This window comes from Chryseobacterium sp. 22543 (assembly GCF_052044565.1).
Lineage (GTDB): Bacteria > Bacteroidota > Bacteroidia > Flavobacteriales > Weeksellaceae > Chryseobacterium.
Genome location: NZ_JBQENH010000002.1, coordinates 895322 through 911685, shown reverse-complemented (window position 1 = coordinate 911685; position 16364 = coordinate 895322). Strand labels below are relative to the sequence as shown.

The 16364-nt window shown below is 35.5% G+C and carries 16 protein-coding genes; 9 read left to right on the top strand and 7 right to left on the bottom strand.

The window, feature by feature from the left end; translation table 11 throughout:
- Positions 1-82: 82 nt before the first annotated feature.
- The 6 genes from ACTJIP_RS09915 to ACTJIP_RS09890 form a co-directional block, all read right to left on the bottom strand.
- Entirely contained in the window at positions 83-664 is a 582-nt protein-coding gene (locus ACTJIP_RS09915) for a hypothetical protein (RefSeq protein WP_228408684.1), read from the bottom strand.
- A 32-nt stretch (positions 665-696) separates the two neighbouring features.
- Positions 697-1782, bottom strand: a complete 1086-nt coding sequence (dnaX, locus tag ACTJIP_RS09910) for a DNA polymerase III subunit gamma/tau (RefSeq protein WP_180565695.1) — start codon at positions 1780-1782, stop codon at positions 697-699.
- Between the two features lie 98 nt (positions 1783-1880).
- Positions 1881-2513, bottom strand: a complete 633-nt coding sequence (locus ACTJIP_RS09905) for a TetR/AcrR family transcriptional regulator (protein ID WP_077414530.1) — start codon at positions 2511-2513, stop codon at positions 1881-1883.
- A gap of 5 nt (positions 2514-2518) precedes the next feature.
- Complete coding sequence (locus ACTJIP_RS09900; protein ID WP_077414532.1) at positions 2519-3775, bottom strand: aminotransferase class I/II-fold pyridoxal phosphate-dependent enzyme; 1257 nt, start codon at positions 3773-3775, stop codon at positions 2519-2521.
- Between the two features lie 428 nt (positions 3776-4203).
- Entirely contained in the window at positions 4204-4560 is a 357-nt protein-coding gene (locus tag ACTJIP_RS09895; RefSeq protein ID WP_077414534.1) for a helix-turn-helix domain-containing protein, read from the bottom strand.
- Positions 4561-4653: 93 nt separating this feature from the next.
- On the bottom strand, positions 4654-5391 hold the full coding sequence (locus ACTJIP_RS09890) for a LuxR C-terminal-related transcriptional regulator (RefSeq protein ID WP_180565694.1): 738 nt from the start codon (positions 5389-5391) through the stop codon (positions 4654-4656).
- 88 nt (positions 5392-5479) lie between these two features.
- Here ACTJIP_RS09890 and ACTJIP_RS09885 point away from each other — a divergent pair, with 88 nt between their 5' ends.
- The 3 genes from ACTJIP_RS09885 (at position 5480) to ACTJIP_RS09875 (ending at position 10482) form a co-directional block, all read left to right on the top strand.
- Positions 5480-6127, top strand: a complete 648-nt coding sequence (locus ACTJIP_RS09885; protein ID WP_077414538.1) for a DUF1349 domain-containing protein — start codon at positions 5480-5482, stop codon at positions 6125-6127.
- Positions 6128-6874: 747 nt separating this feature from the next.
- Positions 6875-9865: a sensor histidine kinase gene (locus ACTJIP_RS09880; RefSeq protein WP_180565693.1), complete on the top strand. Its 2991-nt coding sequence runs from the start codon at positions 6875-6877 to the stop codon at positions 9863-9865.
- Between the two features lie 5 nt (positions 9866-9870).
- Positions 9871-10482: a response regulator gene (locus ACTJIP_RS09875; RefSeq protein WP_077414542.1), complete on the top strand. Its 612-nt coding sequence runs from the start codon at positions 9871-9873 to the stop codon at positions 10480-10482.
- Between the two features lie 130 nt (positions 10483-10612).
- Here ACTJIP_RS09875 and ACTJIP_RS09870 read toward each other — a convergent pair whose 3' ends face one another.
- Positions 10613-11458, bottom strand: a complete 846-nt coding sequence (locus ACTJIP_RS09870; RefSeq protein WP_077414544.1) for a hypothetical protein — start codon at positions 11456-11458, stop codon at positions 10613-10615.
- A 232-nt stretch (positions 11459-11690) separates the two neighbouring features.
- On the opposite strand from ACTJIP_RS09870, the gene ACTJIP_RS09865 reads away from it, so the two are divergent.
- From ACTJIP_RS09865 to ACTJIP_RS09840, 6 genes are all read left to right on the top strand, one after another.
- The gene (locus ACTJIP_RS09865; RefSeq protein WP_428168157.1) at positions 11691-12674 is read left to right on the top strand and encodes a helix-turn-helix domain-containing protein; all 984 of its coding nucleotides are present in this window, start codon (positions 11691-11693) and stop codon (positions 12672-12674) included.
- Positions 12675-12789: 115 nt separating this feature from the next.
- Positions 12790-13992: an MFS transporter gene (locus tag ACTJIP_RS09860; protein WP_180565691.1), complete on the top strand. Its 1203-nt coding sequence runs from the start codon at positions 12790-12792 to the stop codon at positions 13990-13992.
- A 197-nt stretch (positions 13993-14189) separates the two neighbouring features.
- Positions 14190-14603: a hypothetical protein gene (locus ACTJIP_RS09855; protein ID WP_180565690.1), complete on the top strand. Its 414-nt coding sequence runs from the start codon at positions 14190-14192 to the stop codon at positions 14601-14603.
- A 178-nt stretch (positions 14604-14781) separates the two neighbouring features.
- Positions 14782-15129: a DoxX family protein gene (locus tag ACTJIP_RS09850; protein ID WP_180565689.1), complete on the top strand. Its 348-nt coding sequence runs from the start codon at positions 14782-14784 to the stop codon at positions 15127-15129.
- Positions 15130-15254: 125 nt separating this feature from the next.
- Positions 15255-15572, top strand: a complete 318-nt coding sequence (locus ACTJIP_RS09845; protein ID WP_232539095.1) for a hypothetical protein — start codon at positions 15255-15257, stop codon at positions 15570-15572.
- A 157-nt stretch (positions 15573-15729) separates the two neighbouring features.
- The gene (locus ACTJIP_RS09840; RefSeq protein ID WP_077414556.1) at positions 15730-16332 is read left to right on the top strand and encodes a Crp/Fnr family transcriptional regulator; all 603 of its coding nucleotides are present in this window, start codon (positions 15730-15732) and stop codon (positions 16330-16332) included.
- Positions 16333-16364 lie beyond the last annotated feature (32 nt).

Genomic DNA, 16364 nt, shown 5'->3' with positions numbered 1-16364 from the left:
TCTTTGTTTTAGCGTTTCTGGTTGTAATTTGTTCTTGTTGAAAACGTATTTTCAACAGAAATATCTGACAAATATATAAAAATTATGTCAAATCAAACTTCATTAAATCATCAAGATCTTTTAAAAGTGGATTTTTTTCGATCATTTTTTCAAACATTTTCCTCTTGGTCACCACTTCAATCTTCAGGTTTTCAACGTCTCTGACGTATTCTACCTCAATTCTATGGTTTTGAATTTTTCTTTTAAAATGATTAAAAAATTCTCCGCTTATTTTATCAAATTCTACTTTGGCAGAATCTGAAGGGAATAAAACTTTGATTTTATTTTCTGCAGCTTTTTCCAGTTTGAATGTTTTTACTGCGTTAAATACAAAGTTATTTTTTACCTGAAGCTGTTTAAGCATAATTTTCCATTCCATCTGCAGATCTGTATCTGTAAAATGGTTTTGAGGAAGATGTTCAGTTTTCACAACAACATCTTCTGTTGTTTCCACTTTATCTTCTTTATTCAGGAAAGAATTGATGCTGAAACCGGAAGAAATTCCCGGTCTTGATAATGGCCTGGTTGTTTTTGTTACTAAAGTTTCCTCAACTTGTTCCAAAGCAGCAGGCTTTTGTTCTGCTTTAACTTCTTTTTTCTCCGGAGTTTTTTCCGGTATCTTCACCTCCTGTTTCTCACTAAGAAACGGAGCCAGAATCAGGAACTTTTTTTTTTAGTATCGCCTAAATTAGCTGTCAGTGAAGCAAGCTGCATTAATGCAATTTCAACCGTAAGTCTTGGGTTTTTGGAATTCTTATAATTAATATCTGCATGGTTGCAGATTTCAATGCCATCAATCAGCTGCTGGGCAGCCCACTTCTGTCCCTGTTCTATAAATTTGGATTTCGTCTTCTCTCCTACTTCAATGAGGTCGATCGTAGAAGCATTCTGCGCCATCATCAGGTCTCTGAAATGATTTCCTAATCCGGCAATAAAAATATGGGGATCAAATCCTTTTTTTACAATTTCATTGAACGCAAAAAGCACTTCAGGAATTTTGTTTTCCTTGGCAAGATCTACAATATTGAGGTATTGATCGTAATCCAGAATATTCAGTACTTCGGCTGCTTTTGCCAGCGTAATATTTTTCTGGGAGAATGTAGAAAGCCTGTCGAAGATAGAAAGCGCATCTCTTAGTGCCCCGTCAGCTTTCTGAGCAATCAGGTACAATGCATCATCTTCATACTGGATATTTTCTTTTTGAGCAATATTTCTCAGATGATTCTGGATATCTTCAATGACAATTCTCTTGAAGTCATAGATCTGACAACGGGATAAAATTGTTGGAATAATTTTATGTTTCTCCGTTGTTGCCAGAATAAAGATGGCATGGGCAGGTGGCTCTTCCAGTGTTTTAAGGAAAGCATTGAAAGCGGCAGAAGACAGCATATGGACCTCATCTATGATATATACTTTGTATTTACCAACCTGAGGTGCAAATCTTACCTGATCTATCAGTTCCCTGATATCATCTACAGAGTTATTGGATGCAGCATCCAGCTCATAGATATTATAAGCAAAGCCATCTTCTGAAACCGAGCCATCTTTCTCATTGATTTTTCTTGCAAGAATTCTGGCACAAGTAGTTTTACCCACACCACGAGGACCACAAAAAAGTAATGCCTGAGCTAATTGACTTTCTTCAATTGCATGTTCTAAAGTATCCGTAATATGGGATTGCCCTACAACCGTATCAAACTCCTGAGGACGATATTTTCTTGCAGATACTATAAAATTTTCCATTGGTCAAAAATAAGAAATATAGTTTTAATTTGAAAATTAAAAGTTTTCAAATATCAACAAAAAACGTATTTCTGTTTAAATCGGAAAACTTTTAATCCCTACTTTTTTTTGCTGTATGCAAAGTCAATCAACTCAACAATAGCACTTTCAATCTCTTTTCTACCTTCTTCAGTTTTCAGGTCAATACCGCAGAACTTGTTTGCGTTATATCCTGTATAAAGGTTAAGATAGTAAGCCCCGGAAACAATCAAAGCCATAATTGCCCTGTGTCTTGTAGCTACCCCTTCACCAAAATAAGGATCTGAGATATTCCCAAATAAAACTTCTCCTACCTCTTCACGTTGTTCAACTAATTTCTTAAGAATAGGTTTACTTTCTGAAAGCTCCCACAGGATAATCTTCTGAAGTTCTTTATTCTTCTTCAGGTTTTCGAACTGGTTGAGTACAACCATTTTAGTAAGTTCGTGTCCACCGTCAGAGAAATCCATATCAACGTCCTGGTTGACCTGGCTCCAGTAATCCTGAGATTTGATATATTCATCAATCAGTTTATCAGTACTTCCAAAGTACTCATAGATCAATTTTTTATCAAATCCGGCCACTGCGGCAATTTTACTTACTTTTAGTCCGGAGTATCCTTTTACTCTTAAAATTTTACCAACTGCAGCAAGCAGTTTTTGCTTTGTTTTTTCTTTGTCCCTAATGGGGCCCTGCACTACTTTTCTAGGCATAATTATTATTTTTTTGCAATATGCAATTTTTTATTAATATCATCAAACGCGTTAAGCGTTTTGTCGAGATGTTCTTTTTCGTGTCTTGCAGTTACACTCATCCTGATACGCGCATCTTTTCTTGGTACAGCCGGATAAAGAATCGGGTTGGTGTAGATTCCTTTTTCTATTAGTAGTTTTCCTGCTTCACCTGTTACATAGGGATCTCCTATTTTCACTGGAATAATTGCGGAACAGGTAACTCCGGTATCCAATCCAAGATCATCAAGTCCTTTTTTGAAATAATTGATATTGCTCCAGAGTTTTTCTCTCCAGATAGGTTCTTCATCTATTAAATCAATGGCTTTAACAATTCCTGCGGATGATGGTGGAGCTGTTGCTGAGAAAATCTGCTGACGGGAATGGAATCTGATAAATGCAGCCAATTTTTTATCGGCAATGACATATCCACCAAGGTTTCCAAACGTTTTACTGAATGTTCCGGTGATGATGTCTACTTTATCTAATAAACCAGCCTGTTCCAAAGTACCTCTGCCTGTTTCTCCAAGGATACCAACGCCATGTACATCGTCTACCATTAGAAAGGCATTATACTTTTTCACAAGATTGTAGATCTCATTAATACGGGAGGTATCACCATCCTGGGAATACACTCCGTCCACAATAACGAGTTTCGTACGGTACAGATTTTCAGATACCTTCAAAATGTGTTCCAAAGATTCCAAATTATTGTGCGGAAAAGTTTTTTTATTGGTAAAAGCGCATCCTTCATGTACACTGGCATGTACTGCCATGTCTAAAATAGCAAGATCTTCTTTCTGCATTAAACACTGTAAACTCGCACTATTAGCAGTATAACCGGTAGTAAATACTACGGCTTCATCTTCTGTTCTTTTAAAAAAACTTGAAATTCTTTTTTCTAAAGCATTATGGTAATCAAAATATCCCCCGATGAGAGGAGTAGCTCCTGTACCTGTACCATATTTTTCGATTCCTTCAATAGCAGCTTGTTTTACTTTTGGATGCTGCGTAAATCCTAAATAATCACTTGATACAAAACTAACAAATTCTCTGTTTTGGTTTGCAATATTTACATTCAGTATCGCATTGGTTCCTGAAGTATTCTTCAGTCTGTAATTCATGTGTCCATTAGACTTTACGTAGTCTAAATATTCATAAAAAATTTCAGCCCTTTGAGCCATATTATTATCTGGTATATTCTCAAAGTCTTTAATAGTTGCTGTTGTGAAATTGATGCTCATCCTTAATCTTGTTTGTTGTGGTTTAAAAGAAACAAATATATAACTATTTAGAGGGCTTAAACGCCTGCAATAAGATTAAATATTATTAAAGACACAATAATTTATTCTTATTATCTGGTAACCAAACTATTTTATATATCTGTCCCTTTTTAACTTTTTTTTCCTATTGAATTAATTAGTTTTTTCTTACCTAAATTTAACAAAAAAAGTAAACAATAAAGAAATATTAATAAATTAATAATAAAAAAAGGCGGTTATTCCTTACAACCATCTCATTTATAAAAGATTATTTTCAGGCTGTTTTCCGATGATTATTCACTAAAACACTCATTATAATGGAAAATCCGGCATGCTTAAATCCCTACCAAGAGATGAAAATCGTCACAAATTCCCTCCCACAGCAATTTTAAAGAAATAAAATAAGCAGGTTAAATTTTGTTGGAATTCCTGAATTTTCCGGGAGTAAAACCGGTCATTTTTTTGAAAAATTTTGAAAAATTGGATGGGTCATATGTAAAAATACGGGCAACTTCTGCTATAGATTTATCGGAATTGATGAGCATCTTTTTAGCCTGTTCGATAATTTTTCCATCATAAAAATAGCAGGGGTGCTCTCCGGTTTCTTTTTTAATGGTATCAGTGAGATGTTTATGAGAGACAGCAAGCTCTCCGGCAATTTCGTTCAGCTCCATAAAATCCGGAACAGTTCCGGAAATAACCTCCTGAATGTGCTTGTCCAGAAAGGTAAAATATTGACGGGTAATTTCTTCACTTCTTTTCATCATGTATTTTTCTTGCTAATCTATATTCAAGGTATAAAATTAATCATAAGATACAAAATAACATGGTGAACTTTTCGGATATTTAAAGCTAAGTAGTTAATAAAAACTATCTTTGAAAGCTTGTGTAGAATTTTTTACTTTTAGTTTTTCCAGAATATTCTGACGGTGTCTGCTGACAGTATTGATACTTATGAAAAGTATATCTGCAATTTCTTTGCTGGCATAGCCCTCTCCCACAAATTTCAAAACTTCAAGTTCTCTGGGACTCAGAATATTTTTATAATCAAGTTTATCTTTTACAACAACTTCTCCCTTTATTGTATTGATAATCATAAAATCAGGAACCGCAGATGAAGCCAGAGCAATATTGTAAAGGCAGAGAGCCAGCCTCAGTCTGCCATTGGAAGGCGAATACACATAAAACATACGGTGTTTTACCCAGCGGTACTCGCCATCTTTATCTTTCATCCTGATTTTTGACACCACACTGTATTCTGTACGCTGTTCCATTTCCATAGCATCCATTAATTTGAAAAAACGGAGTTCATGGATATATTTCTTCAGACGGTCATCCGGATGGATCTTTTTCAGCATCTCTTCTTCCCAGATAGAATCTATTTCTGTGGGATTTTCTCCCATAGTGAGTCCAAGTTCTCCAGCGGCTGCAGATTTATAAATAAAGCTTTTATTCGCCTGCATATCGCTCAGTACACATATTGCTCCTTCCATCTGAGAGTACGCAAGTGCTCTTTGCTTATAGACTTCTATATCAAGGATGCATTTTCTGGAAGCGTTATCGAGTAATTTATCGCTGAGCTGTTCACGGATTTCCATAATGGTTATTTATCAGTATTGACGCGAATAAGGTTTAATAATACTTTTGCTAAAATAATAATTTACCCTTAGAATTTATCCAAAGAGAATGAAGAAATTGATTTTAGGCTTTTGTGCCCTATTCCTGATTCAAAAGCTTTCTGCCCAGAGCCTGGAAAAAATGACCTGGTTCAATGAGCCTGAAAAATGGGAAATCAAAAATAACAGCCTTTCGATGTTTGTGACGCCGCAGAGCGATTACTGGAGAGTTTCACATTATGGATTTACGGTGGATGATGCTCCTTTTTATTACACCACTTATGGCGGTGAATTTGAAGCAAAAGTGAAAATCACCGGCAGTTACAAGGCCAGATTCGATCAGATGGGTCTTATGCTGAGAACTGACAAAGAACATTACATCAAAGCTGGAGTGGAATTTGTAGACGGCAAGTACAACCTCAGTACTGTAGTAACTCACAACAAAAGTGACTGGAGTGTCATAACATTAGAGAAAACACCTCCTGCAGTATGGATAAAAGCCGTGAGAAGGCTGGATGCTGTGGAAATATTTTATTCTTTTGATGATAAAAATTATATCATGATGCGGAATGCACCTCTTCAGGATAATACTCCGGTAATGGTTGGCTTAATGGCCGCCTGCCCTGACGGACAGGGTTTCAATGCTGTTTTTGAGAACTTTACCGTAAAACATCTTCCGGATGAGCGCAGGCTAAAGTGGCTTGAAACTCATCAATAACGATTGAATTACACTTCAATATACAATCAGTTTAATTCGCCTCCCGTATCTATGGGAGGTTTTTGTATGTTTAAAAACGAAATTTCTGAAATCCGGAAATAAAAAAGAGGCGTTACTTTTGATGCAGCCTCTTCTGTTTTTTTGAGATAAAACCGTTTGTGTTCTTAGAATCATTATTTATACAATAAATCTTCTTTAATCGTTGTGAAAATATTTTTGCAAAAATATGAATATTCATAAGCCCTAGCAAAGATATCATGTAGAATTAACCCCAGCTTTTTGTCAAATTTTTACTACAAAAAGCAATTAATTAAAACTAAAAACTATTTATCAGCAACTCTTAAAAAAAATACAAAAGCATAAATATTTATTATTTTCAAAATCCTAAAACCAATCATAAGTTCTGTACAGCACTGAGATTTGTAGAAGGAATTTCAAAATGAATTCAGTATAAATTTATCACTTATTATTGAAATATTATAATGTTTTGGAAAATTTTATGTACCCTATCGTCAGCAAACCGGGATAAAACTTGTACAAAACAGATTTTGGGATACTGATTTATCTCCATAATTTCACTATTTTTACACAATCAAAAAATATAAAACACAAAAGACCTGAAAACTTCAATGATAAAAATTTATTTTCAATCGTTCCTGCCCATTAAAAAAACATTGACTTGTACAAACACTATTATTAACCGTCTCTTGCACTAGTGCAGGAGACAAAGATCAGTTTTGCACATCTATGAGAGTTTGGGCATTTATATTTGCTTGCATCTATTTAAACATTTACGGACAGAGCCACACTTCTACGTGGTACAATATAGACAATGGGCTTCCGCAAAGCAGTGCAAAGGCCATTGTTAAAGATAAATATGGTTTTATCTGGATCTCCACAGAGAACGGTCTTGTACGATATGACGGAAGTTCATTTATTACTTTTAATAATTTCAAAGTAAACAATCTTCATTTTGGGGAATTTATTGGTGATCCGCTTCTGGACAGCATTACGGTCCTTAATAATTTCCAGGAGAATAAAATAATTATTAAAAACAGGTTTCCAAAACTTTCCAATCTTACGGGGGATGATAAAATGGCTTTTTCCAATGGTAATGCTATTGTACAGCGGATTGCCAATAATATTATAACATCAAGCTTTTATAATGATATTCAGTATTTTATACAGCTTAAGAATGCATCCTATTATTTTACAGAAAAGAATACGATCATCTATAAAGAAGGAAAAAAGGAGACCAGAATAGCAATCCCATTTACCAATAAGGATCTGAATAATATTTTTGTCCTGAATGGCACTCTTTTTATTAATGATCTGAAGAAAAGGAAAACCTATTCTATCTATAAAGGACAGCTTTCTGTTTCTGAAGAACCAACACTTTTTAATCATCCGGACACCAAAATCTATTGGCAGCAAATTACCAATCAGACTTTTATCATCAATCATGATAATATTTATATTTTAGAGGGTAACGAAAAGAATCTCCGTTTAAGATTTCTCATTAAGTTTGAGGAAATCGGCGATCACTCTTACTGTTCTATGTTTTTTGATAAAGACTTTAATAAACTTTATCTGGGAACACTTAACAACGGGCTTAATGTACTTAAGCTTACCAATTTTTATATTTCAAAGAAAGAAGCAGATTTTTCCAACAATGTGTATTACGCTTCCCTTCCGTTCAGTAACAGTACAATCATCGCAGAGGATGGAACAGAATTTGGGAAAAACGGTATTGTCAATAAACACCTGTTCGGATGCAATGACAATTATCTGATGATGTATGACGATTCCGAAAATATTCTGATCAGAAAGAGAAACAGTATTATCAGATATTACAAAAATTCGGGGTATAAAAGGAAGGACTCAACTTTCATAGGTAAAGGATTCGAAGCTTTTATGAAAAGCGGAAGTATTTATGGCACTACATTTACGGATCTTTCGGGTACACAACTTCGTCTTTATAAAAAAAATCTGTTTACCAATCCGGATTTCACTTATAATTTTAAAAGTTTTGTCAATATTTTTTTCCAATACAGTGACCATGAAATTCTGACCGGCAACAGTGACGGTTTGTATTCGGTAATGCTGGGAAGCAATACAATAACTCCAATCATCAAAAATATTCATGTCAAAAGTATTTTCAGAACAAAGGATAATCTGATCTGGATTACTACGAATAAAAATGGATTTTATCTTTTCAAAAACCACAAACTCATCAAGATGCCGAATGACAGAAATGGTTATTTGCAATCGGCTCATTATATGCTTGAAGATCAAAAAGGTGCTTACTGGATTTCTTCCAACAATGGCCTTTTTAAAGTTCCTAAAAAACAACTGCTGCAGTATGCAGAAAATAGAAAAACTCCGGTCTTTTATTACCGTTTCACTAAGAGAGACGGCTTCCTGACGAATGAATTCAATGGCAGCTCAGAGCCCAATGCTTACGCTTTGGAGAATGGAGAATTTGTATTTCCATCAATGGACGGATTTGTGTTTTTCAACCCGGACAATATTAGGACTTATTATCCGGAAAGGAATAAAATTTATATTGAAAGGGTAAAAATAGGAAATTCTGAACCTCAGTATTTTCGTCAGACCCTTGATTTCAAGAATGATTATAAAACTGCGGATGTTTTTATTGATATCCCCTATTTTTCTAATCCGGAAAACCTGTATATCGAAGGGAAAATATCGGGAAAGGAAAATACTGAGTGGGAACAGATCCCAACAGGAAGCGAATTAAAATACACCATCAGTAATCTTTCTCCGGGTGAATATACGCTCAGCATAAGAATACTTATTTCTCCGGACGGGAAGTATGAGATAAAGACAATCCGCTTCAACATTCAGCCTCTTTTTTATCAGACATTATTGTTCAGGGTGTCTGTTTCTGTGATTATACTGATTATCATTATTATCATTGTTCAGCTGACTACCAACTTTTTAAGAATAAAGAATAAAGCATTAAAGCAAATTGTTCGTAATAAAAACTCTGAACTGAAAGAAACTTCTCTTCATCTTGAAGTGGTAAAAAGCAATCTGCAAAAAGAAACGGAATATCAGAAAAAACTGGTGGAAACCATCAGCCACGACATCACAACTCCTATCCGGTTTATCGCCATGCTTTCCCAGAGGCTTCATGAGTCTGATGATCTGGAACTTCAGAAGAAATATTTTGACAGTATTTATAAATCTTCGGAACAGCTTTATCAGTTTACCCTGAATTTAAAAGAATATACTGAGCTTTACAAAGCGGAGAATATTTTTGAAGAAAAGGAATATCCTGTCAACAGAATTCTGGAAATCAAAAACAGGCTATTCTGTGAAATTGCCAAAGAGCAGGGAACAACAATCACCCAGCTTACTGAACATATTGTGTACTCTAAAGTAAACGAAAGTATTTTAACCGCCATTATTCATAATATCCTTGATAATGCTGTGAAAAATACGTTTGAAGGAAATATAAGCCTGAATATTACAGAAAACCAACAAAAATCCACAATCATAATCTCTGATACAGGTATCGGAATGTCCGCAGAACAGATTGCTATTTATATGAACCTGTTCAGAAATCCTACACTGGAGACACCCAGCTTCAAAGGGAAAGGTCTTGGTCTGCATATGGTCATTCATCTGGTGAAAAAGATCAACGCTGAAATCAGTTTCAGCCAAAACCAACCTTCAGGAACGGTTGTGAAAATAATACTCAATAAAAACTAATCTCTATGAATGAAAGAATTTTAATCGCTGATGATCATTATGTAGTAAGAGCAGGAACCTCTCTGGTTCTTGAAACTGCTTATCCGGAGTTGAAAATAGATTTTGCAGAAAACTATGACCAGGTGAAAAAAAAGCTTGGCAGTTCACATTATGACCTACTTATTCTAGACATTGATATGCCTGGAACTCAGTATAAAAAAATGATTCCGGAGCTTAAAAATATACAGAATGACCTCAAGATTCTTATCTTTTCAGGATATGATAAAGATGTCGCCATCCAATATATCAGAGAGGGTGCTGAAGGTTATCTGAATAAGCAAAGCAGTGAGGAAGAAATCAAAAATGCAGTGAAAACAGTGATTGAAAAAGGATATTTTTATCCTGCAGAACTGATTGGTCTTATTATCCAAAACAAAAGAAACAATCCTGTAGAAAAGCTGTCATCCCGTGAATATGAAATCTTTAAGCTTCTTGCCGACGGAAACGGAAATCTTGAAATTGCCAACAGGCTTAATATCCAGATGTCTACCGTGAGTACTTACAAAAAGAGAATTTTTCAAAAGCTTGATGTCGCCAATATTGCAGAACTGATCAAGGCTTACGAAATGATGCATTAAAAAACGGGGCCGGAATCTCCTATTATTCCTGCCCCAGAAAAAACACAAATCTCATTAGAGTTTTCACCCGTTGATCTGTTTATTTTTTTATAGAATCAATGTGTTTTTAGAATCATAGAAAAATGCTCTGTTAATATAACCTCTGAACAGATAGAAACAATTCTCTTGTGTTATCAGAAGTATTGGAATCCGTTGTAGTGGCATCACTGCTTCCTGTTGTAGATTTGTTGTCTACACGGAATGCATAATACACTCTGTACCATCTTGGCTCCGGTTCCTGTATGGTAATATCAAATGTTACCGTCTCATTATGGGTCTGTGTAAGATAAACTCCGTCATCAAACTGTCTGTAGGCACCTGGCGACAGTTTAATATTCCCGTTGTCAGAATCACCGGTATGGGTAGACATTTCCGAAACCCAGATTTTCACGTCTGAAGTACCTGCATTATAAAGTCGTGGATTAAAAGTCGTGGCTGACCCTGTACCTGCTGAACTGCTGTTGAATTGAGCGTCTAGTCTTAAGAAACCTCCCAGCACGGGAAGATCAGAGAGATAGGTACTGGCCAACGTACCCGCTCCGGAGGTACCTGCAGGAATGCTTCCATGATAGTAAATTAGATCACCAATTGTAATATCGTCGTCTTTACCTCCAAATGCAAACTTCCAGGTGGTTCCATTGAACATATAATAGCCGGCTTTATCTACCTTTGCCGTTTTTACAGAAGGCATCGTCACAGCTTGGGTCACATAGACTAAAGCTCCTGTCTGCTCAGTCAGATAGACGTTATCCTTCGCCTTCAGTTGATCGCCCGTTACCCTGGGAGCCATTACTCCATCAGGAATGGTAGCGATATCTGGTTTTCCTTCCACATGTAATGTTACTTTAGGGGAATCTGTATTGATCCCTACTTGGGAATATGCCGCTATTGAGAAGCTCATCATTATGCTGGCAAGAGTTAATTTTATTTTCTTCATTTTAGTATATTTGTTTAAAATTATTAAGGGGTGAATAAATCATGTGGATCAATTGATAGTTAATCAATAAACCTTGGTTGAGCTAGCTGGTGCAAAGTTATCTGCACGGATAAATCAAATTCCTTAATAATCAATGAAAACCCGGAAACGGCTCATCAAAACACAAATAACTAACAATCAATATTTTATCATAGTCATTTTTTGATATTTGACTGTTATAAAGCAAATTGAAATGATTAAAAATTATCTGTTACCACAAATGAATACCGCAAAAGACATAAAAATTGAACAGTACAAAAAACAGCTGGTGTATTATTACAACATTCTGATGTCTGTTATTCTTGCTGTATTTGGTTTGATATTTACTTTTATCATCCCGGATAAAATAATGGCCTGGTATCTTTTTGGAGGACTTTTTTTAATGGTCTACACTTACCTCATTGTACGTAAGACGTATTCAATAAATGTAATGGTACATTCCTATATTGTCATTGCAACCCTTTTTAATTTTTATATCATGCTGGCTTTCTGGAACAATTCTATAGCAAGTTTTGTCTGGCTTATCCCGATTCCGCTGGCGGCATATGTTTTCTTTCAGAGGAAATACGTCTTTATCTACAGCATATTTGTATTATTGAATATTATTGCAGGCTATCTTATTTCAAAAAATTTCAGCTTTAACTTCCCTCTGCACAGTCAGGATGATGTAAGAATTACAGATACAATCCTTATGGTTTCTAATGTAGCCGTAATATCCCTTCTGATCTATTTTAAAGACAAAATAAAAAGAGTTGAAATTTACCATGAAATTAAAGAGAAAGCTCTGAATCCGGAAGTTCAGCCAATCCTTGTAACAGAAAAAGCTCCTTTTGCAGATGAGTTGTTTGAGAAAATTGAGCTTGTAATGAGAGAAAAACAGCTGTATAAAGATGTTAATTTCAATATTTCAAAACTTTCTGCAGAAATGGATATCAACAGCAGTTATATCTCAAAATCAATCCGGGTAAAGGGATATCCCAATTTCAATAATTATCTGAATATGCACAGGATTGAGTGTGTGAAAAGACTGCTTACTGAAAATGATATTGAGAAGGTAACTCTTATGTATATTTACACCGAAGCGGGATTTTCAAATCAGTCTACTTTCAACAGGGTATTCAAACAGATGGAGGGCATTACTCCCTCAGAATACATCAGCAGTTTACAGATGCATTGATTTTTTTCACCAATACATATGATTGAAATTATGATTTTTAAATCCGAAAAATAATCAGGAAATTTACAGAACTCAATTTTTCTGTTTAACCACTGCATTTTAATTGCAAAAAATCATGAATTCATCTGAAAAAGCCAGTCAGGGAAGCTCACGTTTCCGATATATAAAACTTTGTATTTTCTTTTCGGGACTTTCTGTTTTTGCTCAGCTTTATCTTTTCCAGCCGATGCTGCCTATGGCTGCAGAACAGTTCGGGGTGTCTGTAGGTGATACTTCCCTTCTTGTATCTTCCTCCACAATAGGTATGGCATTGGGATTACTGTTTTTTGCTTTTAAAGCAGACAGCTATTCCAGAAAAGGTCTGATGGTCTTTTCATTGATTTCATCTGCCATACTTACCATTATTTCCACCTGGATCCCGAGCTTAAGCCTCCTGATCGCTATCGGAGTACTGAAGGGTTTTGTTGTTTCCGGAGTTTCGGCGGTTGCTCTGGCCTATCTCACAGAGGAAGTGAATGCTCTGGCAGTACCGGCAGCTATCAGCATGTATCTTAGTGGTAATACCATCGGAGGAATGAGCGGAAGAATAATGGCGACTCTTTTTGCCGGTGAATTCGGATGGCGCAATGCGGTACTTTTTATAGGGATAGAAAGCTTCATTCTGGGAGTTATATTCTGGAAACTGTTCCCGGAATCAAGGTTTTTCAATCCACAGAAAACAGATTATCATCTTAAGGTAAAACAGATGAAGTTTTTCCTGACCAATCCTTACATGCTTCGGTTATATTGTACAGCAGCTTTACTGATGGGTGTTTTTGTGAGTGTTTATAATTACCTGACATTCAGACTGGAAGCAAAACCATTTTCATTAAGCCACTTTATCATTGCTTTTATCTTTCTCATGTATATTTTCGGGGTCTTTGGAACAATGATCGTTGGCCGTCTTTCCAGAAGATTTCCCATGAACAATATCCTGAAAGGCTCTATTTTATTTATGCTCACCGGTGCGGCATTGTTATTATCCGAAAATATTTATATTCTTATTTTCGGGCTCGGTCTTTTTACCCTTTCTTTTTTCGCAGCCCACACAATGGCCAGCCAGATGACTGCATTGTATGCCAAACGCGGAAAATCTTCAGCCACTTCTATTTACTGGCTGTTTTACTATTTTGGTTCAAGTATTTTGGGCAGCGGTACCGGTTATCTCCTTCATGCTTATTCCTGGAATGTCTTCATAGGGATTCTTATCATAGCGGTTATCACAGCCCTTCTGTTAGCCACAGCCAATGTAGTACCTAAAGCAAGAACAAGAAACTAGTACCACATACATACCACATCCATTTTTTTGGCAACATGCTATCATTCACTTATGAGCCTACTATTTTAACATATTATTAATTTTTTATAGTAAAAATTTAACCTAACCTTCACTAAAACAGGGTACAACAATATAATGCCGGGCATAGTATTTGCTGTTTGTACAGGACTATATCATCACCTAAAAATCAAAATATCATGAACGTAGCAGATTTAAAAATCAAGAACTTGGTGGAGTATAATAATCAGATTTATATAATCTCCGAGATCTTTCACAATGTCGAGCAGGCTTATTTTGTTAAAATTGAAAATGATATTCAAAGTATCTCAGTCCCTGCAGCTTCTATCAGACCTATTAAAATAACAGAAGAATGGCTTGAAAAACTGGGATTCTCAAGAACGTACAGTTCGGATAAGAGTATACGGTACGAAAGACCGGAATCTTTTATAAAATACGATATAGACCTGAGTTCCAGAAAAATACTGGAAGGTCTGAAAATATATGGGAACGCTATAAAGTGCAGGTACATCCATGAGTTTCAGAATATTTTCTCAAGCCTGTTCGGAAAAGAAACAGCTTTGCATTATGGTTATTTGAAAACAGAATCGTAGTTTAAATGGTTCTAAAGCTGTAGAAGACCACAATTTACAAGTTAAATTGTGGTCTTCTTTTTAGAATAAAGCATACAGAATCCACATCTTTTTCATTTATAATAAATTCCGAAAACTTCACCATTGATATATCATTAATTTCATTGATATTTGTATTAATAATATAAAAAACACATCAATGATTCTAAAGATTATTAATTCTGCATTGATTCTATTTGCTGTCTTTATGGGCTTCAAACAAGGAATTGCTATGATTTCCGGTAAACCTGAAATGACAGAAATGTTCGGAAAATGGGGATTTGACAAAACAGGACTTATGATCAACGGAGCGTTTACTATACTGGCTTCTGTAATGATTTTATTTCCAAAAACATTTGTCTGGGGAAATTTTCTGATGGCAGCCGGCATCCTTTTGATTATCTGTTTTCAGCTTTTAAATAAAGACCTGAAAGGTGCTATGATAGAACTTCCTTTTCTTTGTCTGAATCTGCTTATTATTTATCTGCAACATCCTCTTAAAAGCTAAAACCAATGAGAGCCTATAAGTTAATCATCATATTCCTGACAGGCTTCTCCTGTATAGCCTGTGGACAAAACACAAACAAAAAAAAACAAAATCAAGAACCACAACTTTCAAAAAAACAACAAATAATGGACTTATCAAAAATAACAGACCCTGAAGTAAAAAAAGCCATAGAAGCTTTACAAAACGGTGATAAAAGCTGGTATAGCTTCTTTACAGAAAATCCTGCAATGACAGACGACGGTAATTCCATAGATTTCAAATCTTTCTTCTCCAATGCTCTGGGTAATGAGATGTTTCTCAGCATAGACCGCGTAGAAAATGATGGAAAAAACATATATGGTAATTTTAAAGCCGGAAAATGGGGAACATTTCAGACTTACTTCAAATTCCATAAAAATGCAGAAGGGAAATTTGATAAACTGGATATCGGACAGGCCAGATAAATTCTTTTTTTACTTAAAAAAGTATCATTTCTGACTTCAACTGTGTTCTTTCAACTGAGGTTAAGCCTTTGTTCTTCCTGCAATTTTTAATATTTATGTAAATTTGCACCCGTAGTTCGCCCTTACCATAATCGTTGGGAACAGAACTCAATACCTCATGACAGATACAGATACTATACTTTTACAGCTGATAGAACATTTTAAGGAAATCGTTTCTTTAGAAGATAAGGATATTGATTGCATTACTTCAAAATTAGAAATTACACAGCTCAAAAAGAAAGAGTATCTGCTTCGTGAAGGACAGGTTTCCAGACACATGCGCTTCATTGCTAAGGGAAGTCTGTTCGCCTATCATATTGATGAAAAAGGAAAAGAAAACACCACCCAGTTAGGTATTGAGAACTGGTGGGTAAATGATCTGTACAGCTATCTGAGCGAATTGCCTTCAAGAATGTTTATTCAGGCTAATGAAGATACCACGATTATACAGATCAGTAAAAGTCATTTGGAAGTATTATACAAAGAAGTTCCGGCCATTTCAGAATTCTGGCGCCTGAAAATGCAATCTGCGTATGTTACGTTACAGGAAAGAACTTTTGAGCATTCAAGGGTTGATGCCTATACTAAATACCGGACATTCGTCACAACCTACCGCAATATTGAGCAGCGTTTTCCTCAATACATGATTGCTTCCTATCTGGGAATCACAGTAGAATACTTGAGTTATCTTAGAAAAAAACACCTGTTTGACCTTTCTTAAGATTTCTTAAGTTTATTCCGTTCCAGCCCGAA